The organism is Pseudomonas sp. TWP3-1 (genome assembly GCF_049896625.1).
In the GTDB taxonomy this organism is placed as follows: Bacteria; Pseudomonadota; Gammaproteobacteria; order Pseudomonadales; family Pseudomonadaceae; genus Aquipseudomonas.
Genome location: NZ_JAFCUQ010000004.1, coordinates 89,551 through 113,963 on the forward strand (window position 1 = coordinate 89,551; position 24,413 = coordinate 113,963).

At 60.4% G+C, this 24,413-nt stretch carries 23 protein-coding genes and 1 pseudogene; 10 read left to right on the forward strand and 14 right to left on the reverse strand.

Features of this window, described 5'->3' with window-relative positions; genetic code table 11:
- Nucleotides 1-75: 75 nt before the first annotated feature.
- Together ACP7BN_RS07460 and ACP7BN_RS07465 are read right to left on the reverse strand one after the other, a co-directional pair.
- The gene (locus ACP7BN_RS07460) at nt 76-570 is read right to left on the reverse strand and encodes a SprT family zinc-dependent metalloprotease (RefSeq protein ID WP_426202866.1); all 495 of its coding nucleotides are present in this window, start codon (nt 568-570) and stop codon (nt 76-78) included.
- A gap of 150 nt (nt 571-720) precedes the next feature.
- Nucleotides 721-1,323: a Yip1 family protein gene (locus tag ACP7BN_RS07465; RefSeq protein WP_426202868.1), complete on the reverse strand. Its 603-nt coding sequence runs from the start codon at nt 1,321-1,323 to the stop codon at nt 721-723.
- A 278-nt stretch (nt 1,324-1,601) separates the two neighbouring features.
- Here ACP7BN_RS07465 and ttcA point away from each other — a divergent pair, with 278 nt between their 5' ends.
- Nucleotides 1,602-2,426 carry a tRNA 2-thiocytidine(32) synthetase TtcA gene (ttcA, locus tag ACP7BN_RS07470; protein ID WP_426202869.1) on the forward strand — a complete coding sequence of 275 codons (825 nt, stop codon included), beginning with the start codon at nt 1,602-1,604 and terminating at the stop codon, nt 2,424-2,426.
- Between the two features lie 68 nt (nt 2,427-2,494).
- The gene (locus ACP7BN_RS07475) at nt 2,495-3,169 is read left to right on the forward strand and encodes a DNA-3-methyladenine glycosylase I (protein ID WP_426202871.1); all 675 of its coding nucleotides are present in this window, start codon (nt 2,495-2,497) and stop codon (nt 3,167-3,169) included.
- A 114-nt stretch (nt 3,170-3,283) separates the two neighbouring features.
- On the opposite strand, the gene ACP7BN_RS07480 is transcribed toward ACP7BN_RS07475, so the two are convergent.
- The 3 genes from ACP7BN_RS07480 to arsC are packed head-to-tail and all read right to left on the reverse strand — an operon-like array spanning nt 3,284 to nt 4,657.
- Nucleotides 3,284-3,709 carry a DUF2069 domain-containing protein gene (locus ACP7BN_RS07480; protein WP_426202873.1) on the reverse strand — a complete coding sequence of 142 codons (426 nt, stop codon included), beginning with the start codon at nt 3,707-3,709 and terminating at the stop codon, nt 3,284-3,286.
- Nucleotide 3,710: 1 nt separating this feature from the next.
- A complete protein-coding gene (gene wrbA, locus ACP7BN_RS07485) occupies nt 3,711-4,307 on the reverse strand; it encodes an NAD(P)H:quinone oxidoreductase (protein ID WP_420646457.1) in 597 nt (198 codons plus the stop codon).
- Entirely contained in the window at nt 4,304-4,657 is a 354-nt protein-coding gene (gene arsC, locus ACP7BN_RS07490; protein WP_426202876.1) for an arsenate reductase (glutaredoxin), read from the reverse strand. The genes wrbA and arsC overlap by 4 nt, the downstream gene beginning before the upstream one ends.
- Nucleotides 4,658-4,771: 114 nt before the next feature.
- Here arsC and ACP7BN_RS07495 point away from each other — a divergent pair, with 114 nt between their 5' ends.
- On the forward strand, nt 4,772-5,239 hold the full coding sequence (locus ACP7BN_RS07495) for a TlpA disulfide reductase family protein (RefSeq protein WP_426202878.1): 468 nt from the start codon (nt 4,772-4,774) through the stop codon (nt 5,237-5,239).
- 233 nt (nt 5,240-5,472) lie between these two features.
- Here the strand turns inward: ACP7BN_RS07495 and ACP7BN_RS07500 are convergent, their stop codons facing one another.
- The 4 genes and pseudogenes from ACP7BN_RS07500 to ACP7BN_RS07515 all read right to left on the reverse strand — a co-directional run bounded on the left by ACP7BN_RS07500 (nt 5,473) and on the right by ACP7BN_RS07515 (nt 10,221).
- The gene (locus tag ACP7BN_RS07500; RefSeq protein WP_426202880.1) at nt 5,473-5,877 is read right to left on the reverse strand and encodes an META domain-containing protein; all 405 of its coding nucleotides are present in this window, start codon (nt 5,875-5,877) and stop codon (nt 5,473-5,475) included.
- Nucleotides 5,877-6,311: a hypothetical protein gene (locus ACP7BN_RS07505; protein WP_420646461.1), complete on the reverse strand. Its 435-nt coding sequence runs from the start codon at nt 6,309-6,311 to the stop codon at nt 5,877-5,879. Before ACP7BN_RS07505 ends, ACP7BN_RS07500 begins: the two co-directional genes overlap by 1 nt.
- A 94-nt stretch (nt 6,312-6,405) precedes the next feature.
- On the reverse strand, nt 6,406-7,395 hold the full coding sequence (locus ACP7BN_RS07510) for a 2-hydroxyacid dehydrogenase (RefSeq protein WP_426202882.1): 990 nt from the start codon (nt 7,393-7,395) through the stop codon (nt 6,406-6,408).
- Between the two features lie 82 nt (nt 7,396-7,477).
- A pseudogene (locus tag ACP7BN_RS07515) lies at nt 7,478-10,221 on the reverse strand (response regulator).
- Between the two features lie 217 nt (nt 10,222-10,438).
- On the opposite strand from ACP7BN_RS07515, the gene ACP7BN_RS07520 reads away from it, so the two are divergent.
- The 7 genes from ACP7BN_RS07520 to ACP7BN_RS07550 all read left to right on the forward strand — a co-directional run bounded on the left by ACP7BN_RS07520 (nt 10,439) and on the right by ACP7BN_RS07550 (nt 18,956).
- A complete protein-coding gene (locus ACP7BN_RS07520) occupies nt 10,439-11,161 on the forward strand; it encodes a response regulator transcription factor (RefSeq protein WP_426202885.1) in 723 nt (240 codons plus the stop codon).
- Nucleotides 11,148-12,572 carry a histidine kinase sensor domain-containing protein gene (locus ACP7BN_RS07525; RefSeq protein WP_426202887.1) on the forward strand — a complete coding sequence of 475 codons (1,425 nt, stop codon included), beginning with the start codon at nt 11,148-11,150 and terminating at the stop codon, nt 12,570-12,572. The genes ACP7BN_RS07520 and ACP7BN_RS07525 overlap by 14 nt, the downstream gene beginning before the upstream one ends.
- 236 nt (nt 12,573-12,808) lie before the next feature.
- Nucleotides 12,809-13,711: a cysteine synthase CysM gene (gene cysM, locus ACP7BN_RS07530; protein ID WP_026000780.1), complete on the forward strand. Its 903-nt coding sequence runs from the start codon at nt 12,809-12,811 to the stop codon at nt 13,709-13,711.
- Nucleotides 13,711-15,063 (forward strand): 23S rRNA (uracil(1939)-C(5))-methyltransferase RlmD, encoded by a 1,353-nt coding sequence (gene rlmD, locus ACP7BN_RS07535; RefSeq protein ID WP_426202889.1) that lies wholly within the window; start codon nt 13,711-13,713, stop codon nt 15,061-15,063. The genes cysM and rlmD overlap by 1 nt, the downstream gene beginning before the upstream one ends.
- A gap of 123 nt (nt 15,064-15,186) precedes the next feature.
- Nucleotides 15,187-17,430, forward strand: coding sequence for a GTP diphosphokinase (gene relA, locus ACP7BN_RS07540; protein WP_420646467.1), 2,244 nt, complete (start codon nt 15,187-15,189; stop codon nt 17,428-17,430).
- A 124-nt stretch (nt 17,431-17,554) separates the two neighbouring features.
- Nucleotides 17,555-18,388 (forward strand): nucleoside triphosphate pyrophosphohydrolase, encoded by an 834-nt coding sequence (mazG, locus tag ACP7BN_RS07545; RefSeq protein WP_426202891.1) that lies wholly within the window; start codon nt 17,555-17,557, stop codon nt 18,386-18,388.
- 25 nt (nt 18,389-18,413) lie between these two features.
- Nucleotides 18,414-18,956, forward strand: coding sequence for a DUF2058 domain-containing protein (locus ACP7BN_RS07550; RefSeq protein ID WP_426202893.1), 543 nt, complete (start codon nt 18,414-18,416; stop codon nt 18,954-18,956).
- Nucleotides 18,957-19,017: 61 nt separating this feature from the next.
- Here the strand turns inward: ACP7BN_RS07550 and ACP7BN_RS07555 are convergent, their stop codons facing one another.
- From ACP7BN_RS07555 to ACP7BN_RS07575, 5 genes are all read right to left on the reverse strand, one after another.
- A complete protein-coding gene (locus ACP7BN_RS07555; protein ID WP_426202896.1) occupies nt 19,018-19,206 on the reverse strand; it encodes a hypothetical protein in 189 nt (62 codons plus the stop codon).
- 387 nt (nt 19,207-19,593) lie between these two features.
- Nucleotides 19,594-20,814, reverse strand: a complete 1,221-nt coding sequence (gene fabB / locus ACP7BN_RS07560) for a beta-ketoacyl-ACP synthase I (RefSeq protein ID WP_420646470.1) — start codon at nt 20,812-20,814, stop codon at nt 19,594-19,596.
- Between the two features lie 11 nt (nt 20,815-20,825).
- Nucleotides 20,826-21,341: a 3-hydroxyacyl-[acyl-carrier-protein] dehydratase FabA gene (gene fabA / locus ACP7BN_RS07565; protein ID WP_042560484.1), complete on the reverse strand. Its 516-nt coding sequence runs from the start codon at nt 21,339-21,341 to the stop codon at nt 20,826-20,828.
- 246 nt (nt 21,342-21,587) lie between these two features.
- Nucleotides 21,588-23,492 (reverse strand): ATP-binding protein, encoded by a 1,905-nt coding sequence (locus ACP7BN_RS07570; protein ID WP_426202898.1) that lies wholly within the window; start codon nt 23,490-23,492, stop codon nt 21,588-21,590.
- A complete protein-coding gene (locus ACP7BN_RS07575) occupies nt 23,489-24,409 on the reverse strand; it encodes an ABC transporter substrate-binding protein (protein ID WP_426202900.1) in 921 nt (306 codons plus the stop codon). Before ACP7BN_RS07575 ends, ACP7BN_RS07570 begins: the two co-directional genes overlap by 4 nt.
- Between the last annotated feature and the right edge of the window lie 4 nt (nt 24,410-24,413).

Genomic DNA, 24,413 nt, shown 5'->3' on the forward strand with positions numbered 1-24,413 from the left:
GAACACTGTGGGAGCTGCGGTGCGACGACTCGACTTGCCAGCGATTTGGCCAGTCCAGACGCCGATAAGTTCTGGCTACTCCACTCGCATCTCACCACTGAACACCAACGTCCCACGACAGCTGCGACACAGATACCGCCGACCCTGTCTGACCAGGCTATGGCGCTGCGCCGAAAACGGAAAATCACTCTGCGCACACGGGCATTTGTAGATATAGCGCGTAACGCTACGGCGTTTGATTGCGTAGGTATGGCAGCGATCCGGCGGCAGTTCGTAAACCCCGCGCATGATCAGTTGCCATTCCTCGCCGTGCGGCTGGATGCGCTCGCCGAACAGTTGATGGGCGATCAGATGCGCCACTTCGTGGGCCACGGTCTGCTTGAGAAAGTGATCGGTGTTTTCCCGGTACAGCTGCGGGTTGAAGCGCAGCAGGTTCTCGTGCAGGTGCGCGACCCCGGCTTTTTGCCCGCGCAGCTTGAGGCTCACCACGGGGCGTTTGAAAGGACGTTTGAAAAAGGATTCAGCGAGTTGGTAACAGTCTTCGACGCGGGTATTGAGTTGCTCGGGCATGCTTGATGGATCTCCAGAGACGGCGAGTATGCCGCAACCTTTTGCACTTGCGAATCGCCAAACTGCCGAATGGTCATCCTGCAAAACCAGAAGGCCGCCTTGCGGCGGCCTGTATTGGCAGAACATGTTTTTATCAGGAGGAAACGCTGTCTAGTTGGTATAGACCGGGCCAACGCCCAGCCCCCAGACGATCACGGTGAACGCCATGATGGCCACCAGCACCACCAGACCCACCGCCAGCACTGAGCTGGAAAACAGAAAACCTTCGTCCGACGGAATGTTCATGAACGTCGGCAGCCCCACATAGAGCAGATACACCGTGTAGCAGATCGCCGCCGTACCCACGATCATCCCCAGCCACATGTGCGGATACAACGCCGCCAGTCCGCCGACAAACAACGGTGTCGCGGTGTAAGTAGCGAACGCCACGCACCGCGCCAGACTCGGGTTGGCGTCATAGGTGCGGGCCATCCAGTGCACAAAGGCACCCATGACCGCGACCCCGCCGAGCATTGCCAGGTACGACATCACCGTCATCCAGATTGCGCTATCGACGGTGAGCATCACCGGCGCGCGGTTGCCGATCACCCAGCCGACCTGGGTCGTGCCGATAAACGCCGACACCGCAGGGATCGCCGCCAGAATCAGCGTATGCGTGAGGTACATGTGGCTGATGCTTTCTTCCTGGTCGCCACGGATTTCCTTCCATTCCTGATCGGGGTGGGTAAAAAGTCCCACTACGTGATGGATCATGCCAGTCACTCCTCTCGTTATTGCCATCGCCCCCCAGCGGAGCGCCTACGGGCCAATGCGGCCGAGCAAATTCAGGTCTTCGGATATGTGCGACCTTATGTCGCAGTATAGAAAGGTCTTAACCGCACAGGTGGTAGGGGCTTAGAGCAAATTGCGCTGTAAAAAGGTGGGGTAATCGCGTCGAGGTCTGTGCAATCGGTGGCGACAACCTGTGGTCACAAGGCCCGGGTTTTTGCGTAAAATGCCGGCCTTTGGTCACACCTCACGGATTTCGCGTCATGGGCACTCTTACGGTCAATCAGAACAAACTGCAAAAGCGCCTGCGCCGCCTGGCCGGCGAAGCGGTTGCCGACTTCAACATGATCGAAGACGGCGACAAGGTGATGGTCTGCCTGTCGGGCGGCAAAGACAGCTACACCATGCTCGACGTGTTGATGCATTTGCAGAAAGTCGCGCCGATCAAGTTCGAGATCGTCGCGGTGAACATGGATCAGAAGCAGCCGGGTTTCCCCGAGCATGTGCTGCCGGCCTACCTGAAAGAGCTGGGCGTCGAATATCACATCGTTGAGAAAGACACTTATTCGGTGGTCAAAGAGCTGATTCCGGAAGGCAAAACCACTTGCTCGCTGTGCTCGCGCCTGCGTCGCGGCACCTTGTACACCTTCGCCGACGAAATCGGCGCAACCAAAATGGCCCTCGGGCATCATCGCGACGACATCGTCGAGACGTTCTTCCTCAATATGTTCTTCAACGGCAGCCTCAAGGCCATGCCGCCGAAACTGCGCGCCGACGACGGGCGCAATGTGGTGATCCGGCCGCTGGCCTACTGCAACGAGAAAGACATTCAGGCCTACTCGGACTTCAAGCAATTCCCGATCATCCCGTGCAACCTCTGCGGTTCGCAGGAGAATTTGCAGCGTCAGGTGGTCAAGGACATGCTGCTCGACTGGGAACGCAAGACCCCGGGCCGCACCGAAAGTATCTTCCGCAGTTTGCAGAACGTGATCCCGTCGCAACTGGTGGATCGCAACCTGTTCGACTTCACCAGCCTGAAAATCGACGAATCGGCGGCCTCGCGCTTCGTCAATGTTGTGAACCTCTGACGGGTTTATCAGCTCTGAAAACACGGCGCTCGCGGGCGCCGTTTTTATTTCATTGAATAGGAGAGGGCATGCGCGACTACAAGTGGCTGCACGAATTCTGTCTGAACCGCTTCGGTTCGGCGGCTGAACTGGAAGCCCATCTGCCCGTTCCCAAGACCCCGGCGCAACTGCGCAAGATCAGCGATGACCGTTACCTGTCGACCATGGCACTGCGGGTTTTTCGTGCCGGACTCAAGCACAGTCTGGTGGACGCCAAATGGCCGGCCTTCGAAGAGGTGTTCTTCAAGTTCGACCCGGAAAAAGTCGTGCTGATGAGCGCCGAACACCTTGAACGCCTGATGCAGGACGCGCGAATCATTCGCCATCTGGGCAAGCTCAAGAGCGTGCCGCGCAATGCGCAGTTCATTCTCGACGTCGAAAAAGACAAAGGCAGTTTTGGCGCGCTGATCGCCGATTGGCCGGTGACCGATATCGTCGGTCTGTGGACGTACCTGAAAAAGCACGGCCATCAATTGGGCGGGCTGTCGGCGCCACGCTTTTTACGAATGGTGGGCAAGGATACGTTTGTGCCGAGCTATGACGTGGTGGCGGCGCTGAATGCGCAGAAGCTGGTGGACAAGGTGCCGACCAGTCAGCGTGATCTGGCGGTGGTACAGAATGCGTTCAATCAGTGGCATGAAGAGAGCGGTGGGCGGCCGATGAGCCAGATTTCGATGATGCTCGCTTACACCGTGAATCATTGAAACCGAGTCGCGCCAATCGCTGGCAAGCCAGCTCCCACAGGGTTTTGTGTCGAAAACAGAGTTGTGTTTCAACGAAAATCCTGTGGGAGCTGGCTTGCCAGCGATAGCGGTCTGTCAGGCAACCGAGATCTGTCCTTCACCTGCCAGCTTGCGATCCAGCTGATAACGCCAACGCACATACAGCAGCGCCGAGCAGAACACCGCCAGACTCACCACCATCTCCAGCACACCAAACAGCTGCCGGTTCGGGTCATACGCGGCCAATGCGCCCTTGATGAAATACAGATTCACCACAAAACACATCCACGAATGCCCGCGTGCGCTGCCCATGATCATGCCCGGTGCGAGCACGAGCCACGGGATCAACTCGACCAGCAGAATCACCCACGGTCGCGCGCCATGCAGGTCGGCGAATATCAGGTAGTAGGCGGCGAGCAATCCAGCCAGGCCGAAAAAGCACAGCAGACTGATCACGCGCATTGCCCGCACACGCGGCTCGAGCCATTCAACGGCGGGCAGGACTTTCGGCTTCTTCGCCACTTCAGCTCTCCAGTTTCTGCGCGGTTTTCGCCAGACGCAGACCAAGTGCGCGACACAGCGCCACTTCGTGCTGATCAAGGCCTTTTTTGCCATCCGCCCCTGCGTGATGGCTGGCGCCGTAAGGCGTACCGCCGCCCTGGGTTTCCAGCAGTGCCGATTCGCTGTACGGCAGGCCGGTAATCAACATGCCGTGGTGCAGCAGCGGCAGCATCATCGACAACAGCGTGGATTCCTGACCGCCGTGCAGGCTGGCGGTGGAGGTGAACACGCCGGCCGGTTTGCCGACCAGCGCGCCGGTCAGCCACAGGTTGCTGGTGCCGTCGAGGAAGTACTTGAGCGGCGCGGCCATGTTGCCGAAACGCGTCGGGCTGCCGAGGGCCAGGCCGGCGCAGTTCTTCAGATCATCCAGCGTCGCGTACAGCGCGCCTTCGTCAGGAATGTCCGGTGATACGGCTTCGCACTCGGTGGAAATCGCCGGCACGGTGCGCAGGCGCGCTTCGAGGCCGGCCTGCTCGACGCCGCGGGCGATCTGCCGGGCCATCTCGTTGGTCGAGCCGCTGCGGCTGTAATACAGAACCAGAATGTACGGCGCGCTCACGGCAACAACTCCAGAATCTGCTCCGGTGGACGGCCGATCACCGCTTTGTCGCCGACTTCGAGGATCGGCCGCTCCATCAGTTTTGGATGGGCCGCAATCGCTTCGATCAATTGTTTCTCGCCGAGACTGGCGTCGGCCAGATTGAGGGTTTTGTATTCGTCTTCGCCGGTGCGCAGCAGTTGTCGCGCGCTGATGCCAAGCTTGCCGAGCAACGCCTTGATCTGCGTGGCGTCCAGCGGAGTTTCGAGGTAGCGCACCACGGTTGGCGTCAGGCCACGGGCCTCAAGCAGTTCGAGCGCACCACGGGATTTCGAGCAGCGCGGATTGTGATAAAGCGTCAGATCGGTCATGGGCGGGTCGCTTCTTGCGTAGAGTGGCGGCTATTCTAACTGTGCAGCGCGCAATCCAGAACCTCGGGAGGCGATGGGTCGCAGGCGCATTCAATTTTTTACAAGGAACACGACATGACACGGCGACTGGCAGCGGCATTGACGATTATCGGGGCGTTGATGCTGGGGGGCTGCGGCAATGATTACGGGATTGACCAGAACGGGCAGAAGGTCGCGTCCGAGCGTCTCGACAAGCAGTGGGTAGTGCTCAACTATTGGGCCGAATGGTGTGGCCCGTGCCGTACGGAAATCCCGGAACTCAACCATTTGGCTGATGAGCTGAAGAGCAAGAATGTCGGGGTGTTCGGGGTCAATTTCGACAATGTGCAGGGGCAGGAACTGAAGGACGCCAGCGAGAAGCTGGGCATCAAGTTCACCGTGCTGGCGCAGGATCCGGCCGAGCTGTTCGAACTGCCGCGCAGTGAGGCGCTGCCGGTGACTTACATCATCGACAACAAAGGCAAGGTGCGTGAGCAGTTGATGGGTGAGCAGACGGCGGCGGGGGTGCTGGCCAAGCTTGAGGCGTTGCAGGCGACCAAGTGATTTGCGTTTAAAGGCACACCCTCATCGGAACGCCGCCCGCCCAGCCCTCTCCCGGAGGGAGAGGGGGCCGACCGAGGTGTCTGGCGCTATACATCGACCTGAAACATCCAGTCGATTATGGATTCGCCGAAGCAATATCAGGTCGGCGGATTTCTCCAATATCCCCCAATCAGTTCCCTCTCCCTCTGGGAGAGGGCTAGGGTGAGGGGCTTGGCGATCTGAAGGCTAAAGGATCAACCTTCTTCCAGCCACCAACGCAACGGTTTGCCTTGTGCCGGCCAAAAGCGCATCTGTTCTATCGGCGAAATATCCCAACGCTCGACATGCTCCAGCGCCTGCAGGAAGCGTTGTTCCTGCTCCATCAGCGCCGGTGCGCACATTTTGCGGGTCTTGCCGATCTTGCCGAAGCTCAGCTTGTCGCCATCCAGCGTGTACGGTGCAAACCAATGGTTGCAGCCGCCATTGCCATAGGCGCGGCCATCATCGCCGAGGGTCACGGTCAGGTGGCTGTAATCCATCAGCGGTCGCTCGCCGATCCATTCCAGAATGTAGCTGCGGTTCTGTTGCAGTTGCACCGGTTCAGCGGCGCAGCCCATCAGTCCGGCGCCGACCACAGCGGTCAGGGCAAGGCGTTTCATCACGCAGGCTCCTGGCATTTCGGGCACAGATGCTTGTCGGCGACGGCGTTCCAGCCCAGTTCGGCAATCCGCGCAGTGGCGGCGATTTTTTCTGCCGGTTTGCCGAGTTTGGCGTCTACCGCGAACTCGAAGCTCAGCTCTTTGGCGCAGCTGTCGCAGTTGACCTGCCAGGTGTGAATCGCCAGTTCGCCGAACACCGGGCCAGTGGTCATCGCCGTCCATTGGCCGGGCGGGTTGATCAGGTGGCGGACGGTTTCGACGTTCAGGCGCATGGACAAATCCTTGCTGCCTTTCAGGGTGACGATCAACACATCGCCGATGCGAATCGAGCCACCGTTGCCGGTGACCTGATAGCGGCCCGGGACAAGGGCGCGGCATTCGGTGAGGGTGTGTTGCGGGTTCATCAGGGTGTAGCGGAAATCGTGTTCGACCATGGGTCCTCCAAATATGCGCGACATGCTAGCACGGGCGAGATTGCACAATGGAGCGCGCTGGCGACCTTCGATCCGGTTCAAACCGCTGGCTGATTCAACCTTCGACCAGATTCTGCGGTGTTCCCACCGCCCAGCTTGCGATGTTGTGCAGAGTCGTTGCGGCAATCGCGCCCAACGCTTCGCGGGTCAGGAATGCCTGATGCGCGGTGACGATCACGTTGGGGAAAGTCAGCAGTCGCGCCAGCACGTCGTCCTGTAGCGGCAGGTCGGAGCGATCTTCGAAGAACAGCTGTGCTTCTTCTTCATACACATCCAGCCCCAGATAACCCAGTTGCCCGTCCTTCAACGCATCGATCAGCGCTGGCGTGTCGACCAGACCACCGCGCCCGGTGTTGATCAGCATCGCCCCCGGCTGCATGTGCGCCAGCGAATCCTGGTTGATCAGATGTTTGCTCTGCTCATTGAGCGGGCAGTGCAGGCTGATGATCTGCGACTGCGCGAGCAGGTCCGGCAGGCTCAGATAACGCGCGCCCAGCGCTTCAACCTGAGGATTGGGATATGGATCGAATGCGAGCAACTGGCAGCCGAAACCGTGCATGATTTTCGCGAACGTGGCGCCGATCTGCCCGGTACCGACAATGCCCACCGTTTTACCGTGTAGGTCGAAACCGGTCAGACCGTGCAGACTGAAATCGCCCTCGCGGGTGCGGTTGTAGGCGCGGTGCAAACGGCGGTTAAGCGCTAGGATCAGCGCCACCGCATGCTCGGCCACCGCGTGCGGCGAATACGCCGGCACCCGCACCACCGCAAGACCCAGGCGTTTGGCCGCTGGCAAGTCAACATGGTTGTAACCGGCCGAGCGCAGAGCGATCAGGCGCGTGCCGCCAGCGGCCAACCGTTCGAGCACTGGTGCACTCAGGTCGTCATTGATGAAGGCACAGACCACTTCATGCTGTTCGGCCAGCGCGGCGGTGTCGAGGCTGAGCCGGGCCGACTGAAAGTGCAGCTCGATGTCAGCCGGACACTCGGCACCGAGGAAACTGTCGCGGTCGTAGGTCTGGCTGCTGAAAACGATCGTGCGCATGCTCATCTCCTGAAACGTCGTTGCGGGGCACAGCGCCCGCGACCACTTTAGCTGGCTCGACGCTCTGCGGCATTGCCGTGGATCAGGCGCTGATCTTCGCTTGCGTGGCCAGGCGATTGATCGCCCGTTCCAGCTCGTCGAGCGCGGTCGCGGCTTTCGGGTCGGACTGTTTGAGCAAGGTTTCGCTGCGCTGGCACGCCGAACGCAGTTGCGGCACGCCACAGTAACGCGTGGCGCCATGCAGGCGATGTACACGTTCGATCAATGCGTTCTGGTCGTGGCTGTCGCGGGCCACGCGGATTGCTTCGCGGTCAGCCTCAAGCGAAGCGAGCAGCATCGCCAGCATGTCGGCCGCCAGATCGGCTTTGCCGGCAGCGAGGCGCAGGCCTTCTTCGTGATCGAGCACTGGCAGCTCATGGTTGGCCGTCGCACTTTCGCTGGCGCGATCCGGCGCCTGATTGCGCAAGGCCAGACCGGTCCACTTCAGCACCACTTGCGCCAGTTGTCGCTCGCTGATCGGTTTAGTCAGGTAATCGTCCATGCCGCTTTGCAGCAGCGCGCGTTTTTCGTTGGCCATGGCGTGGGCGGTGAGGGCGACAATCGGCAGCGGCGTGCAGTGCCGTTCGCTTTCCCACTGGCGGATGGTCTCGGTACTTTGCCGACCGTCCATACCGGGCATCTGCACATCCATCAGCACCAGATCGAACGTTTCGCTTTGCACAGCCTTGACCGCGGCATAGCCGCTTTCCACGGCCAGCACTTTGGCGCCCATGTCTTCCAGCAGCGTCTGCACCAGCAACAAGTTGGCCGGATTGTCGTCGACACACAGCACTTTCGGCGCACGGCTCGACAACGGTTCGCCGGGTTCGCTGCGGGTCTGACGCGGGTTGACCATGTCCGACAGCGCGCGGCGCAATTTGCGTGTGCAGGCCGGTTTCGACTGCAACTGACTGTGAGGGTTGGGCACCGACAGGTGGAACAACGTCAGCTCAGTAGTCGGACACAGCACCAGCACGCGGCAGCCGAGGTGTTCAAGGTCCCAGATGTGCTGGTTGAGGCGCTCCGGCGGCATGTCGTTACTGGTGATGCCGAGCACCGCCAGGTCGATCGCCTGATCGGTCTGATGCGCGCCGGTGACGCCATTGGTCAGGCTTTCCAGAGTATTGAACGGCGTGACGTCGAGGCCGCAGTCTTCCAGTTGGTGCTGCAACGCCTGGCGTGCCAGTTCGTGATTCTCCACCACGGCCACGCGACGTCCGAGCAGCGGCGCGGAGGGCAGGTCTTCGGCATCATCGCGGGTCTTCGGCAGGCTCAGGCTGATCCAGAATTCCGAGCCTTCGCCCGGCGTGCTGTCGACGCCGATTTCGCCGCCCATCTGCTCGATCAGACGCTTGGAAATCACCAGCCCGAGCCCGGTACCGCCGGGTTGCCGTGACAGTGAATTGTCCGCTTGGCTAAACGCTTGAAACAGCGCGCGCACGTCCTGGTTTGACAGGCCGATCCCGGTGTCCTGAATGCTGATGCGCAGCTGCACGCTTTCTTCGTGTTCTTCTTCAAGCATGGCGCGGGCGACGATCGTGCCTTCGCGGGTGAACTTGATCGCGTTGCTCACCAGATTGGTGAGAATCTGCTTGAGCCGCAGCGGATCGCCGACCAGCGACAGCGGCGTGTCGCGGTACACCAGACTCACCAGTTCCAGCTGCTTGGCGTGGGCGGCCGGGGCGAGGATGTTCAGGGTGTCCTGCAACAGGTCGCGCAAGTTGAACGGGATGTGGTCGAGCACCAGTTTGCCGGCCTCGATTTTCGAGAAGTCGAGAATCTCGTTGATGATCCCCAGCAGGCTGTCGGCGGATTTTTCGATGGTGCCCAGATAGTCGAGCTGGCGCGGGGTCAGTTCGCTTTTCTGCAACAAGTGCGTGAAACCGAGAATGCCGTTCAGCGGCGTGCGGATCTCGTGGCTCATGTTGGCGAGGAATTCGGATTTGATCCGGCTGGCTTCCAGCGCTTCTTTGCGCGCCAGATCGAGTTCGATGTTCTGAATCTCGATGGTTTCCAGATTCTGGCGCACGTCCTCGGTGGCCTGATCGACGCTGTGCTGCAATTCTTCGCGAGCGTTCTGCAGGGTGCCGGCCATGCGGTTGATGCCGGACGCCAGTTCATCCAGTTCCTGACTGCCGAGTGGTGGCAGACGGGTTTCCAGATGGCCGTCCTTGAGCTGCGCCACGGCCTGTTTGATCTGGCTCAGCGGGCCGTTGATCGTGCGGCCCATGCGCAACGCCAGCAGTGCAGCACCGGCCAGCCCCGCCGCGATCAGCAGCAGACTGGCGAACAGGCTGCGATAACCGCGCAGCAACATGCCGTTGTGCGACAGCTCCAGTTCGACCCAGCCGAGCAGGCGGTCGGATTCTTCCGGGATCAGCTCGCCGGCCAGGTTGCGATGTTTGCCGAACACCGGCAGCAGATAACGCGTGGCGTCATTGCCGCTGCGCCGTAGCAGATGCGCGCTATCACCGCTGGGTGGCTGGTTAAGCATGGTCGGACCGGCATGTGCCAGCGGCGAACGGTCGGGGGCGAGGAAGGTCACCGCGCGCACGTCCGGTTGTTCCAGCGACTGGGTGGCAATGCGCTCGAGCAATTCGCTGTTGCCGTGGCCCATGGCGGGGGCGACCAGAGGTGCGAGTTGCTCGGCGATCATTTCTCCGCGCTGCATCAGTTGGCTTTGCAGGTCGGACTGCTGAAATAGCCGCCGAGCACCAGCGCCATCAGGCTGGTCGGCAGCAGGGTCAGTAAGAGCACCCGACCTTTTATTCCCAGTTTCTTGAGCACGCCTGTCTCCTGCATCCAGCTGATCTGTTGACTCTCACGTGCGTCCGGCACGCGGCATGGGCGCAGTGTAGCGATTTGCTTGCGGGCAATCTTCGGAAAAATCATGTCGTCATCGGTCGGCGCCGGCGCACTCGTTGGTCCGATAGCTCAACCTTGGGTTGCTCGCTGTCGGACAATCTTGAATAATCGCCCAACTGAGAATTATTTGCAGATAGTCATGACTCCTGTTTCTGTTGGCCAGCCGCGCATTCTTTCCATCGAAGACGATCCCGTGCTCGGGGCGTATGTCCACGAACATCTGGGCCGTAGCGGCTTTCAGGTGACCTGGTGCCAGAACGGCAGCGAAGGCCTGAACATCGCCCGTCGCCAGCCGTTCGATGTGGTGTTGATGGACATTCTGCTGCCGGGGCTGGACGGCCTCAATCTGCTGACGCAGTTGCGCCAGAGCCATTCGACGCCGGTGCTGTTGATGTCGGCGCTGGGGGCCGAGGCCGATCGCATCAGCGGTTTTCGCCTTGGCGCTGACGACTATCTGCCCAAACCGTTCAGCATGGCCGAATTGCATGTGCGCATCGAAGCGATCCTGCGCCGGGTCGCGCTCGACCGGCATCCAGCTGCCGTGGCCATCCCGGAAGCCGTGGGCGGCCTGCATTTCGACGATGAACAATGCGAGGTGTTTTTCCGTGAACAGGCTGCCGGCCTGACTCGCAGCGAATACCGTCTGCTGGAAACCCTCAATCGCAACGATGAAGAAGTGCTGAGCAAGGCCTTCCTTTATCAGCACGTTCTGCAACGCGGCTACGCGGCCCACGACCGCAGCCTCGACATGCACATCAGCCAGATCCGCCGCAAACTCAAGGCGCTCGGCTACACCGAACGCGAAGTACGCACAGTGTGGGGCAAGGGCTACGTATTGAGCGCCGTTGATGAAAGTGTCTGACCTGCCGGGGCGGCACTCGCTGTTCTGGAAACTCGCCTGTTTGCTGGTGGCGTTCTGTCTGCTGATGATCTGGCTGAGCTGGTCGTGGGGCCGGCACATGGAGAAGCGTAATCAGTTCCTCTCGGACGAAGCGCGCGGCACGCTGGCGCGTTATGCCGCCGACGCCGAGCGGGCCTGGAAGGAAGGTGAGCGCGAGGGCGTTGATAGCTGGTTGCGCAGCATGCAGTGGCGTGAGGCTGTCTGGATCGGTGTGATCGACGGGCAATTGCAGTCGTTGAGCACTCGGCCGCTGACAGACGCTGAAATCCAGCGCCTGACGTTCCTTCGCGGTCCCGACTGGCCGATTCACAAGAAAGGCCAGCCGTGGCTGCGCGTGCCGTTCCCCGGCGATCCGACTGCCGGCAGTCTGATCATCGAGCTGCCCGAACGCTTCCTGCCCGGTCGCTACAAGTTGTTCTGGCGCGTGATCACCAACGGCGTGATTCCCGGCCTCTTCACTTTATTGCTGTGCGTCGGCCTGTATCGCCTGCTGGTGGTGCCGCTGAACCATCTGCGCGAACAGGCCAACGCCTGGCGCGCCGACCAATTGAATGTGCGGCTGTCGAGCGGCATCACCCAGCGCCCGGACGAACTCGGTGAATTGGCGCGGGCCTTCGATTCGATGTCCGAGCGCCTGCAAACCACCGTCAGCCTGCAACAGCAATTGCTGCGCGACTTGTCCCATGAGTTGCGTACGCCATTGAGCCGTTTGCGCGTGGCCAGCGAAAGCGAGCAGGGCCTGCTGCCGCTGCGCGAACGCATCGGCCGCGAAGTCGATGTCATGCAACGGCTGGTCGAAGACACCCTGCAACTCGCCTGGCTCGACACCGAACGCGCACCACTGCCGGACGAAGCGATTCAGATTCAGGCGCTGTGGGAAATGCTCACGGAAAATGCTTGCTACGAAAGCGCTTGCCCGCCGGGGCAGTTGGTCTGTGAACTGGATTCAACCTGCTGGGTGCGCGGCAATCTGAATACCCTGGCCCAAGCGCTGGAAAACATCTTGCGGAACGCGATCCGGCATTCACCCGAGGGCGGCGTAGTACGGCTGGATGGCAGGCGCGATGGGGATTACTGGCATTTGTGGCTGGAGGATCAGGGCGGCGGGGTGGCTGAGGAGGATTTGCAGCGGATTTTCGATCCGTTCATTCGACTCGACGGCTCGCGTCCGGGGGATGGCGGGTTCGGCTTGGGCTTGAGCATCGCGAGGAATGCGGTGCAGCGGCAGGGCGGGCGTTTGTGGGCGGAGAATGCCGGGGCCGGGTTGCGCTTGAATCTGCGACTGGTTGCTGATGACAACGCCGTGAGTCCCGACGCCATCGCTGGCAGGCCAGCTCCCACAGTGGATATGTGTCGCCCACAGATTGTGTGAGCGACTCGAAAAAATGTCAGCACTGATTACCCCACTCTATGAGCGACACATTCCCTGTGGGAGCTGGCTTGCCAGCGATGAAGCCCTCTGCATCACTGAATATCAAAAGTCGCGCCACCGGCGCGACTTTTAATGCTTATTCCTATAAACCATAAGCACCGCACTTTGCGTGATATGGGCCGCGCGGGTTTGCCGGTATGATAGGCGCCCCCGCACGTCTGGATTGCGAATACGCCATGACCTTGCAGTACCCCACCATCGCCGATTGCGTCGGCAACACTCCGCTGGTTCGTTTGCAACGCTTGCCCGGTGCCACCAGCAATACCCTCTTGCTCAAGCTGGAAGGGAACAACCCGGCGGGTTCGGTCAAGGATCGTCCGGCGCTGTCGATGATTACCCGTGCCGAATTGCGCGGGCAGATCCACGCTGGCGATACGCTGATCGAAGCGACCTCGGGCAATACCGGGATCGCCCTGGCCATGGCGGCCGCGATCAAGGGTTACAAGATGATCTTGATCATGCCGGACAATTCCAGCGCCGAACGCAAAGCGGCGATGACCGCATATGGCGCCGAGCTGATTCTGGTCAGTCAGGAAGAAGGCATGGAAGGCGCGCGCGACCTCGCTCAGCGTATGGAAGCCGAAGGTCGTGGCAAGGTGCTGGATCAGTTCGCCAACGGTGATAACCCCGAGGCGCACTACACCACCACCGGCCCGGAAATCTGGCGTCAGACTCAGGGCACCATTACCCATTTCGTCAGCTCCATGGGCACCACCGGCACCATCATGGGCGTGTCGCGCTACTTGAAAGAGCAGAGCGACAGCGTGCAGATCGTCGGTCTGCAACCGATGGAAGGCTCGGCCATTCCGGGTATTCGCCGCTGGCCGCAGGAATATCTGCCGAAGATCTATCAGGCGGATCGCGTCGATCGCATCGTCGACATGGCGCAAAGCGAGGCCGAAGACGTCACCCGGCGTCTGGCCCGTGAAGAAGGCATCTTTTGTGGCGTGTCCTCGGGCGGTGCAGTGGCAGCGATGCTGCGCCTGTCCAAGGAAGTTGAAAACGCGGTGATCGTCGCGATCATTTGCGACCGTGGCGACCGTTACTTGTCGACCGGCATTTTCGACGCGCCCAACTGATGGCCAAGCATGAGAGAGGCCTGCGCTTCCAGCCCACCGGCGGCAGCAAGGCACCGCAAATCCCGACCGGCAAAAAACAGCGCTTGAGCATCGAGCGTCTGGCCAATGACGGTCGCGGCATCGCGTTCTTCGAAGGTCGTACATGGTTCGTCCTCGGCGCCCTGGCGGGTGAAGAAGTCGAAGCACGAGTGCTCGGCGCCCACGGCAAAGTGGTCGAGGCACGCACCGAACGCGTATTCACGGCCAGCGAACTGCGCCGCCCCGCACCTTGCCAACACGCCGGCCGCTGCGGCGGTTGCAGCGTGCAACATCTGCCGCATAGTGAACAACTTGCCCTGAAACAACGCATGCTCGCCGAGCAATTGTCACGGGTTGCCGGGGTCGAACCGCAAGAGTGGGCCGCACCGTTGACCGGCCCTGAGTTCGGCTATCGCCGCCGCGCGCGGATCGCCGTGCGCTGGGACATCAAGGCGAAAAATCTCGAAGTCGGTTTCCGTGCTGCCGGTAGCCAGGACATTGTCGCAATCAGCGAATGCCCGGTGCTGGTACAGCCCTTGCAACCGATCATGACCCGCTTGCCGGAGATGCTCCGGCGCCTGAGCAAACCGCAGGCGCTCGGTCACGTCGAGTTGTTCAGCGGTTCGTCACTGGCCGTGCTGCTGCGGCACATGGCGCCATTGTCCGAGGCCGACCTGACGATTCTCAAGGATTTCTGCGCGGTCCATCAGGCGCAGCTGTGGCTGCATGGCGAAGACGGCCCGCAACCGGTCGATGCCACGCAAGCGCTGGGCTATCGTCTGGAGCAGTGGGATCTGGATCTGGCCTATCGGCCGGGGGACTTCATTCAGGTCAACGCCGGGGTCAATGAAGCGATGGTCGCTCAGGCGCTGGATTGGCTGAAGCCGACCGCCGAGGAACGTGTGCTGGATCTGTTCTGCGGCCTCGGCAACTTCGCTTTGCCGCTGGCTAAAACCGTGCGTGAAGTGGTGGCGGTCGAGGGCGTGCAAACCATGGTCGAGCGCGCCGAGGCGAATGCCGCCAGTAACAATTTGCATAACACAAAGTTTTTTCAGGCCGATTTATCCCAGCCTTTGACCGATGCCGAGTGGATCGGAAACGGCTTTTCTGCGGTACTCTTGGACCCACCGCGTGACGGTGCTTTCGAGGTGGTGCGCAAGCTGGCGACCCTCGGTGCCAAGCGGTTGGTGTACGTGTCGTGCAATCCGGCAACTCTGGCGCGCGATACGGTCGAATTGATCAAGCAGGGCTACCGGTTAAAACGTGCCGGGATTCTCGATATGTTTCCTCAGACGGCACATGTCGAGGCCATGGCGTTATTTGAAGCGAGCTAGGATGGCTCGTCTGATCCGACTGGTCCGCCCGTGCAGTGCTCGCCTTAGCCCCGCGAGCGTAAACGGGCAATGAAGGTCAGCGATTTGACGCATTGAATCTGCGTCGTAGGGAAGGTAAGCAACATGGTACAGGTGAGAGCACACCAGCCGATCAACACCGACGGCAGTATCAATCTCGAGGCTTGGCTCGATCATGCGGTCAGTGTCGATCTGGCACTGGATCGCGAAGCCTTGAAGGAAGCCTGTGAGTTCGCTCGACAGGCCGAACAGCAATCCAATGCAGCGAAGAATCTCTGGGCTGAAGGCAGTGGCAGTTTCAGCGCCGGCCTTGAGATCGCCGAGATTCTCGCTGACCTCAAACTTGACCAGGATTCGCTGGTCGCCGCCGTGCTGTATCGCGGCGTGCGCGAAGGCCAGATCGAACTCGCGGCAGTCAGCCAGCGCTTCGGCCCGGTGGTGGCCAAGCTGATCGACGGCGTGCTGCGCATGGCGGCGATCAGTGCCAGCCTGAGCCCGCGTCAATCGCTGGTGCTGGGCACGCAGGGCCAGGTGGAAAACCTGCGCAAGATGCTGGTGGCGATGGTCGATGACGTACGCGTTGCATTGATCAAACTCGCCGAACGCACCTGCGCGATCCGTGCGGTAAAAACCGCCGACGACGAGAAGCGCAACCGCGTCGCCCGTGAAGTTTTCGACATCTATGCGCCACTCGCGCACCGGCTCGGCATCGGCCATATCAAATGGGAACTGGAGGACTTGTCCTTCCGGTATCTCGAGCCCGACCAATACAAACAGATTGCCAAGTTGCTGCACGAGCGGCGGCTCGACCGTGAGCGGTTCATCGCCGATGTGATGACCCAGCTCAAGGACGAACTGCAGGCCACCGGCGTTGACGCCGACATCAGCGGCCGCGCCAAACACATCTATTCAATCTGGCGCAAAATGCAGCGCAAGGGTCTGGAGTTCAGCCAGATCTACGACGTGCGTGCGGTGCGCGTGCTGGTGCCGGAAATGCGCGACTGCTACACCGCGCTCGGCATTGTGCACACCTTGTGGCGGCACATCCCGAAAGAGTTCGACGACTACATCGCCAACCCGAAAGAGAACGGCTATCGCTCGCTGCACACAGCGGTAATCGGCCCGGAAGGCAAGGTCCTCGAAGTGCAGATCCGTACGCATTCGATGCACGAAGAAGCCGAACTCGGCGTCTGCGCGCATTGGCGCTACAAAGGCACCGACGTCAAATCCGGCTCCAACCACTACGAAGAGAAGATCTCCTGGCTGCGTCAGGTGCTCGAGTGGCATGAAGAGCTGGGCGACATCGGCGGTCTCGCCGAACAGTTGCGCGTCGATATCGAGCCGGATCGGGTATACATTTTCACCCCTGACGGTCACGCCATCGACTTGCCGAAAGGCTCGACGCCGCTCGACTTCGCTTACCGCGTGCACACCGAGATCGGTCACAACTGCCGGGGCGCCAAGATCAACGGGCGCATCGTGCCGCTCAACTACAGCCTGCAGACCGGTGAGCAGGTCGAGATCATCACCAGCAAGCACGGCACCCCGAGCCGCGACTGGCTGAACTCCAACCTGGGTTACGTCACCACCTCGCGGGCGCGGGCGAAGATAGTTCACTGGTTCAAATTGCAGGCCCGTGATCAGAACGTCGCGGCCGGTAAAACCTTGCTTGAGCGCGAACTTGCGCGTCTCGGTCTGCCGGCGGTGGATTTCGACAAGCTGGCCGACAAGGCCAACATGAAAACCGCCGAAGACATGTTCGCCGCCCTCGGTGCCGGCGACCTGCGTCTGGCGCAACTGGTCAATCTGGCGCAACAACTGGTCGAGCCGGAACGTGGCAACGAACAGCTGGAGCTGATCCCGCGCAAGGCCACCGGTTATAAGCCGGGCAAGCGTGGCGATATCCAGATCCAGGGTGTCGGCAACCTGATGACGCAAATGGCCGGCTGCTGCCAGCCGTTGCCCGGCGATGCCATCGTCGGTTACATCACTCAGGGCCGTGGCGTGAGCATTCACCGTCAGGACTGCGCCTCGGTGCTGCAACTGTCGGGCCGCGAGCCAGAGCGGATCATCCAGGTCAGCTGGGGCCCGGTGCCGGTGCTCACCTATCCGGTGGACATCATCATCCGCGCCTACGACCGTTCCGGTTTGCTGCGTGACGTCTCGCAAGTGCTGCTCAACGAGCGGATCAACGTGCTGGCGGTCAACACCCGCTCGAACAAGGAAGACAACACCGCGCTGATGTCGCTGACCATCGAGATTCCGGGTCTTGACGCACTGGGGCGGTTGCTGGGGCGGATTTCCCAGTTGCCGAACATCATCGAAACGCGGCGTAACCGCACCCCTTGAAGGCGCACCGAGCCTTTGTGGGAGCTGGCTTGCCAGCGATTGCATCACCTCGATTGTCCTGAAACACCGAGGTGGCCGCATCGCTGGCAAGCCAGCTCCCACAGGGTTTTGCAGAGTTAGATAAATGTATTCACTTGAAGACCTGTTGCACTTGATGAACCGGCTGCGTGACCCGCAGTTCGGTTGCCCGTGGGACATCAAGCAGACTTACGCGACCATCGTCCCGCACACCCTCGAAGAAGCCTACGAAGTCGCCGACGCCATCGAGCGCGGTGACTTCGATCACTTGCAGGGTGAGTTGGGCGACCTGCTGTTTCAGGTGGTTTATTACAGCCAGCTCGCGAAGGAAGAAGGGCGCTTCGAATTCGCCGGGGTGATCGACAGCATCACGCGCAAGCTGATTCGTCGCCATCCGCACGTGTTTCCTACCGGCGATCTGTATGCGCCGCTGGACGTGCCGCGTTTGAGCGAAGAACAAGTCAAGCAGCGCTGGGAAGAGATCAAGGCCGAAGAGCGCGCCGAGCAATCTGCCGCGCCAGAACAATTGTCATTGCTCGACGACGTGCCTGCCACGTTGCCGGCGCTGTCGCGCTCGGCGAAGTTGCAGAAGCGCGCCGGGCAGGTCGGTTTCGATTGGCCGGATGCGTTGCCGGTGCTCGACAAGGTGCGCGAAGAGCTCGATGAAGTGCTCGAAGCCATGTCCGAAAACGACCCGGATGCAGTGGCCGACGAGATTGGTGACTTGCTGTTTTCCGTGGTCAATCTGGCGCGGCATCTGAAGGTCGATCCGGAAACCGCCTTACGCGCGGCCAACGGCAAATTCGAACGACGCTTCCGTTTTATCGAACAGGCATTGCGCGACACCCACCGTCCCATGGAAGATTGCACCCTCGAAGAGTTGGACGCCCTGTGGGGTGAAGCCAAACGTCAGGAAAAGAATGCGCCCAGCTGCGGTTGAGCCGTTGCCCAAGTGAGAAAGCCCCATGAGTATTTCCCTACGCGACCAGTTGCTCAAAGCAGGCCTGGTCAACCAGAAGCAGGCCAAACAGGTCAGCAAAGACAAGCAGAAGCAGCAGCGCCTGGCGCACAAAGGTCAGGCCGAACTGGATGACTCGCAGCAGCGCGCTGCGCAGGAAGCGCAGGCCGAGAAGGTCAAGCGCGACCAGGAGCTGAACCGCCAGCAGCAAGAGAAGGCCGAGGCCAAGGCCCGTGCCGCGCAGGTCAAGCAATTGATCGAAGTCTCGCGTCTGCCGAAGCTGACGACTGAGGACTACTACAACTTCGTCGACGACAAGAAGGTCAAGCGCATCTCGGTCAACGCGCTGATGCGCAACAAGCTCAGCAGCGGCTGGCTGGCCATCGTGCACCATGCCGGTGGTTACGAAGTGATCCCGCGTGATGCGGCGCTGAAGATCCAGGAGCGCGATCCGCAGCGTATCGTGCAACTCAACGTGCAGACCGAAGAAGTCGCCGCTGAAGATGATCCGTACGCGGCCTATCAGATCCCTGACGATCTGATGTGGTGAACATTTTGTGGCGAGGGAGCTTGCTCCCTCGCCACATATAAGGTTGCCCGTAAACCTTGATTCAGGCGGATTTCAGATCTCGCTGTTGCTCCAACACTTCCAGTTCGGCCTTGTAGTTGTGGGCGTCGATTTCGTTATGGAACATCCCGACCAGCAAGTCTTGTTGATGCACATCCCAGATCCGTACGCCGGCGGCTACGCCTTCATGGGACATGTGTGAATCGTCGCGTTCAGTTACTTTTACAGTCATCTGCTAGCTCCAATCTCTGTTATCTGCAGCAAGGCGTGTGCAGGACTCTTTTATAGAATTTGTTAGCCTGCTAAGTAAACTGCCGATTCGTGCAATGTATTGTTGCGAAATCAGCAACAGCGCTGCAGCCCACGGAATGCGCGACATTCGGTCGCAGGGCGAAAAGTTTCATGACAGAACTTTCATCTCCAGAGCGACTGAGAACCCTGTGGGAGCTGGCTTGCCAGCGATAGCGGAGTGTCAGTCGACATGGATGTTTGCTGTGCCGACGTCATCGCTGGCAAGCCAGCTCCCACAGGGAAATACATTGTTTCAACAATTTCATGCAGACAAAAAAACGCCCCGAACCAGTCGGGGCGTTTTCATGTGCGGCTCAGCAGCGGGTAATTACTTACCAGCCCAACGCTTCAGGACCAGCGTGGCATTGGTGCCACCGAAACCGAAGCTGTTGCTCATCACGGTGTTGATGGTCGCGTCTTCGCGAGTCTTGGTCAGGATCGGCATGTCAGCCACTTCCGGGTCCAGCTCGTCGATGTTGGCGGAACCGGCAATGAAGTTGCCTTCCATCATCAGCATGCAGTAGATCGCTTCGTGAACGCCGGCGGCGCCCAGGGAGTGACCGGACAGGCTCTTGGTCGAGCTGATGGCCGGAGCCTTGTCGCCGAATACTTCACGCACACCTTTCATTTCCGCAACGTCGCCGACCGGAGTCGAGGTGCCGTGGGTGTTCAGGTAGTCGATAGGGGTGTCGACGGTGGACATTGCCATCTGCATGCAGCGGATCGCGCCTTCGCCGCTTGGAGCAACCATGTCGTAGCCGTCGGAAGTCGCGCCGTAGCCAACGATTTCCGCGTAGATTTTTGCGCCACGGGCCAGAGCATGTTCCAGCTCTTCAACCACGACCATGCCACCACCGCCGGCAATGACGAAACCGTCACGGTCAGCGTCGTAAGCGCGGGAGGCTTGTTCCGGGGTGTCGTTACGCTTGCTGGACAGAGCGCCCATCGCGTCGAACAGGAACGACTGGCTCCAATGTTCTTCTTCACCGCCACCGGCGAACACGATGTCCTGCTTGCCCATCTGGATCTGTTCCATGGCGGTACCGATGCAGTGAGCACTGGTGGCGCAGGCAGAAGCGATGGAGTAGTTCAGGCCCTTGATCTTGAACGGCGTGGCCAGGCAAGCGGAAACGGTGCTGCTCATGGTCCGCGTTACGCGGTATGGGCCGACGCGCTTCACGCCTTTCTCGCGCAGGATGTCCAGCGCTTCCATCTGGTTCAGCGTGGACGCACCACCGGAACCGGCGATCAGGCCGGTACGCGGGTTGGACACTTGCTCTTCGGTCAGACCGGAGTCAGTGATCGCGTCTTTCATGGCCAGGTAGGCGTAAGCCGCTGCGTGGCCGACGAAGCGAAAGATCTTGCGATCGATCAGTTCTTCGAGGGGAAGGTCAATGGAGCCGGAAACCTGGCTACGCAGACCCATTTCGGCATATTCCGGGTTGAACCGGATGCCAGGGCGGCTTGCACGCAGGTTAGCGGAGACGGTCTCTTTGTCATTGCCCAGGCAAGAAACGATACCCAGACCAGTGATAACGACGCGGCGCATGCGGATAACCCTTAGAAGTTTTCAGTGGAGGTGAACACGCCGACCCGGAGGCCTTCGGCGGTGTAGATTTCGCGACCGTCCACAGAGACCGAACCGTCGGCGATGGCCAGGTTCAGCTTGCCCTTGAGGACGCGCTTGATTTGAATGTTATAGGTGACTTTCTTGGCAGTCGGGAGAACCTGGCCGAAGAATTTCACTTCGCCCGAACCCAGTGCACGACCGCGGCCCGGCAGACCCTGCCAGCCGAGGAAGAAGCCGACCAGTTGCCACATGGCATCCAGGCCGAGGCAGCCCGGCATCACCGGATCACCTTCGAAGTGGCAAGCGAAGAACCACAGGTCAGGGGTGATATCCAGCTCGGCGACCAATTCACCTTTGCCGTACTTGCCGCCTTCTTCGCTGATATGGGTGATGCGATCCACCATCAGCATGTTCGGGGCGGGCAATTGCGCGTTACCTGGGCCGAACAGCTCACCGCGACTGCAGCGCAGCAGGTCTTCCCGAGTAAAGGCGTTTTGTTTGGTCATGCGAGCTCCTCAATAATCCCATGCGGCAGGTGGGGCAATCTTCCCGGCCGATCGACGCGTTGATGCCTCGTACCGGTAGCCTACTCATAGACTATTGCGTTGTGGTGAAAGTCACAGCACCAAGGACATGAATGTACACTTGTGCACTGAAATTTTTATTCAAGCCCCTTTTGAGGCTCGTTCGGGTGCCTAAGACTGCCGCACTTTCGCGTCTCACGCCAGTCGCAGATGGTCGAAAGGCCGTCACTACTGCACCCAACGCTGCAGAATTTGCTGCAGGTCATGGCGTTTGAACGGCTTGGCCAGATAATCGTTCATCCCCGCCGACAGACAGTTTTCCCGGTCGCCCTGCAAGGCATTGGCGGTCAGGGCGATGATCGGCACCTCGGCGCAGCCGGGCAGCCGGCGAATCTGTCGGGTCGCCTCGTAGCCGTCGATGATCGGCAAGCGGCAGTCCATCAAAATCGCCTCAAAACTTTCGCCGCCAGCACTGCGTACGGCTTGCGCGCCGTCAGTAGCGACGCTCACCGTGAAACCCAGACTGCGCAGCATGGCTTCGATTACGGTCTGATTAACCGGGTTGTCTTCCACCAGTAACACGTTGCGCCCTTCACCGTGCGCCGCGCCGTTGATCGCCCGTGGCGCAGCCAGCCTCGGTACGACTTGCTGAGTCAGCGCGAGGGGGATTTCCAGCGTAAACACTGAACCGCGACCTTCCTCACTCTGCGCGCGCAAGGTGCCACCCATACGTTCGGCGAGCGTCCGCGCGATCGGCAAGCCCAGACCCGTGCCACCGTAACGCCGTGAAATCGAACTGTCGGCCTGCTGGAATGCATTGAACATCAGCTCCAGACGTTCTGACGAAATGCCGATGCCGCTGTCGCGCACTGAACAGGTGAACCACAGCAACTCGTGATCCAGCGACTGCCACTGCGCCTCGATACTCACGCGACCTTGCTCGGTGAACTTCAACGCATTGCCGACCAGGTTGACCAGAATCTGCCGAATGCGCGTCGGATCGCCTTGCACCTGCAAGCTGCGCATGTCCTGCGGAATGCGCAGTTGCAAATCCAGACCGCGCTGCGCGGCGCTGTGCTGGAACGACTGCGCGCAGGCACTGATCAAGTCCGCAAGATTGAAGGCAATGTGTTCCAGCTCCAGCTCCGAACGTTCTATGCGCGAGAAATCCAGAATGTCGTTGATCACCTTGAGCAAATGCTCGGTGGACTCGGAGGCCAGCGCCGCGTACTCGATCTGCTCCTCGGTCATATCAGTGGTTTCGAGCAATTGCAGCATGCCCAGTACGCCATTCATTGGCGTGCGCAGTTCATGGCTCATCATCGCCAGAAAGTCGGATTTGGCGCTGTTGGCCTTTTCCGCTTCTTCACGGGTCTGGATCAGTTGCGCCATCGCCTGATGCTGTTCGCGGCTGGCCTGTTCCAGTGCCTGCGCAAGGTTGTTGATGTGCTGCGACAGGGCGCCGAGTTCGGTGTCGTCGACAATCGGCAGCGGCGTTTTGTAATCGCCTTCCTGAATCGCCTTGACCGCATCGCCGATGTCGCGGATCGGCTGCGACAGACTGCCGGCCAGACGCCGTGCCACGACGAAGGTAAACAGCAGCGCAAACAACGCCAGAATCGCAGCCTTGAGCAGGATCTCCTTCTGCCGCTGGCTGAAGGCATCGTTGGACAGACCGACGATCACCCGCCCCAGATAATCCTCAGTCGCCGCGCCACTGCTGGTCTTGCCGTCCTGGAAGAAATCATTGTGCAGGGCGATGCGTTGCAGACGCACCGGCGCCTGGAACACCTCGACCTGATGCGGGCGCGAATGCGTGTCCGCCGGTTGTTCGACGTACACCAGAATCCGGTTGGCGCTGTCCTGCACTTCAAGAAAGCGCACGTTCGGCGTGGCCAGCGTGGCTTTGAGCAGGCTCTCCAGCACTTCGTTGTTGCCGGAAATCACCCCGTACTCGGTGGCGGGGGCGAGCTGATTGGCGATGAGTTGACCGGTATGGTTCAGCTCCTGACGCAAATCCTGAATGCGCACGAAGGTGAAAAAACTGATCAGCAGCAAGGTCAGCAACAGCGCCGGGCCCAGACTGATCAGTTGGGTACGGGTGTTGATGTCCCAGCGACGACGGAAAATCATGGGCGGCGCTCTCCTTCGGCCAGCTCGGCAGCGACAGACACTTCATTCAACGGTTCGAGACCTAAGGAACGAGCCACCTGCGCATTACTCAAGACTTTAAAACGTTCGGGATAGAGGGTTTTCGGCCAGGTGGCCGCAGGCTTGTCGAGCAATTCGTCGAGAATCGCCAGCCAGTCACTCTGGTCGCTGTAACTGCTGGCCAGACTGCCGGCGCGCACGAATGAAGCGTTGGGCCCGATCAATGCGACTTGTCGCGAGTAACTGCTGAGCAGCAGGTTTTTCGCGGTCTTCGGGTTGTACAGGTCGGGATCGTCGAGGCCCAGTAGCACGTCGCTGTCTTTCAGCACGGCCTGCAACGGGCGGCTGTCGTGGGTGTTGTCCCAGCGCTGGCTGACGATTTGCAGATTCATGACTTGTGCCGCGACGTGCAGTTCCTTGAGCAGGAATTCGCTGTGCTGATCGAACAGCACACCAATCCGCCGGGCCTGCGGCAGAATCCGCCGGATCAACTGCAACTGGCGGCTCAGCGGCGGATCGCTCCACAACAGACTCAAGTGCGGCGGTTGCAGCGCGCCGAAGCGTTGTTGCGCTTGCAAGCGGCTGATGCGCAGCACCAGCGTCGCCGGGCCGGCGGATTCTTGCAGGCGCCAGTCGAGGCTCGGCAGGTCCAGCAGAATCAGACGCAGACTGGCGGGTAATTTACCCGGCGCCGGCAGGCTCGCCAGCGGCTGGAAACGCACGTTGTCGGTCGGGCGCAGCTCGCTCAGGGCTTGCACGAAGGACTGCACGCCGGGGCTTTCTTCGGCACCGGTCAACAGAATGTCGGCAGCCTGCACCGCCACACCATGCAGCCACGCGGTCAGGAACAGAAACAGGCCAGCCAGCCATTGGCCGACCGTCGGCACCTTCCGTGACATGGCG

Coding starts and splice junctions, on each gene's coding strand:
- ACP7BN_RS07510 (WP_426202882.1), bottom strand. CDS start 7,395: ATGCGCACGATCGTTTTCAGCAGCCAGACCTACGACCGCGACAGTTTC.
- ttcA (WP_426202869.1), top strand. CDS start 1,602: ATGGGCACTCTTACGGTCAATCAGAACAAACTGCAAAAGCGCCTGCGC.
- ACP7BN_RS07570 (WP_426202898.1), bottom strand. CDS start 23,492: ATGATTTTCCGTCGTCGCTGGGACATCAACACCCGTACCCAACTGATC.
- ACP7BN_RS07555 (WP_426202896.1), bottom strand. CDS start 19,206: ATGACTGTAAAAGTAACTGAACGCGACGATTCACACATGTCCCATGAA.
- cysM (WP_026000780.1), top strand. CDS start 12,809: ATGACCTTGCAGTACCCCACCATCGCCGATTGCGTCGGCAACACTCCG.
- ACP7BN_RS07500 (WP_426202880.1), bottom strand. CDS start 5,877: ATGAAACGCCTTGCCCTGACCGCTGTGGTCGGCGCCGGACTGATGGGC.
- rlmD (WP_426202889.1), top strand. CDS start 13,711: ATGGCCAAGCATGAGAGAGGCCTGCGCTTCCAGCCCACCGGCGGCAGC.
- ACP7BN_RS07550 (WP_426202893.1), top strand. CDS start 18,414: ATGAGTATTTCCCTACGCGACCAGTTGCTCAAAGCAGGCCTGGTCAAC.
- ACP7BN_RS07575 (WP_426202900.1), bottom strand. CDS start 24,409: ATGTCACGGAAGGTGCCGACGGTCGGCCAATGGCTGGCTGGCCTGTTT.
- ACP7BN_RS07525 (WP_426202887.1), top strand. CDS start 11,148: ATGAAAGTGTCTGACCTGCCGGGGCGGCACTCGCTGTTCTGGAAACTC.
- ACP7BN_RS07520 (WP_426202885.1), top strand. CDS start 10,439: ATGACTCCTGTTTCTGTTGGCCAGCCGCGCATTCTTTCCATCGAAGAC.
- mazG (WP_426202891.1), top strand. CDS start 17,555: ATGTATTCACTTGAAGACCTGTTGCACTTGATGAACCGGCTGCGTGAC.
- ACP7BN_RS07475 (WP_426202871.1), top strand. CDS start 2,495: ATGCGCGACTACAAGTGGCTGCACGAATTCTGTCTGAACCGCTTCGGT.
- arsC (WP_426202876.1), bottom strand. CDS start 4,657: ATGACCGATCTGACGCTTTATCACAATCCGCGCTGCTCGAAATCCCGT.
- fabB (WP_420646470.1), bottom strand. CDS start 20,814: ATGCGCCGCGTCGTTATCACTGGTCTGGGTATCGTTTCTTGCCTGGGC.
- relA (WP_420646467.1), top strand. CDS start 15,187: ATGGTACAGGTGAGAGCACACCAGCCGATCAACACCGACGGCAGTATC.
- fabA (WP_042560484.1), bottom strand. CDS start 21,341: ATGACCAAACAAAACGCCTTTACTCGGGAAGACCTGCTGCGCTGCAGT.
- ACP7BN_RS07495 (WP_426202878.1), top strand. CDS start 4,772: ATGACACGGCGACTGGCAGCGGCATTGACGATTATCGGGGCGTTGATG.
- ACP7BN_RS07465 (WP_426202868.1), bottom strand. CDS start 1,323: ATGATCCATCACGTAGTGGGACTTTTTACCCACCCCGATCAGGAATGG.
- ACP7BN_RS07460 (WP_426202866.1), bottom strand. CDS start 570: ATGCCCGAGCAACTCAATACCCGCGTCGAAGACTGTTACCAACTCGCT.
- ACP7BN_RS07505 (WP_420646461.1), bottom strand. CDS start 6,311: ATGGTCGAACACGATTTCCGCTACACCCTGATGAACCCGCAACACACC.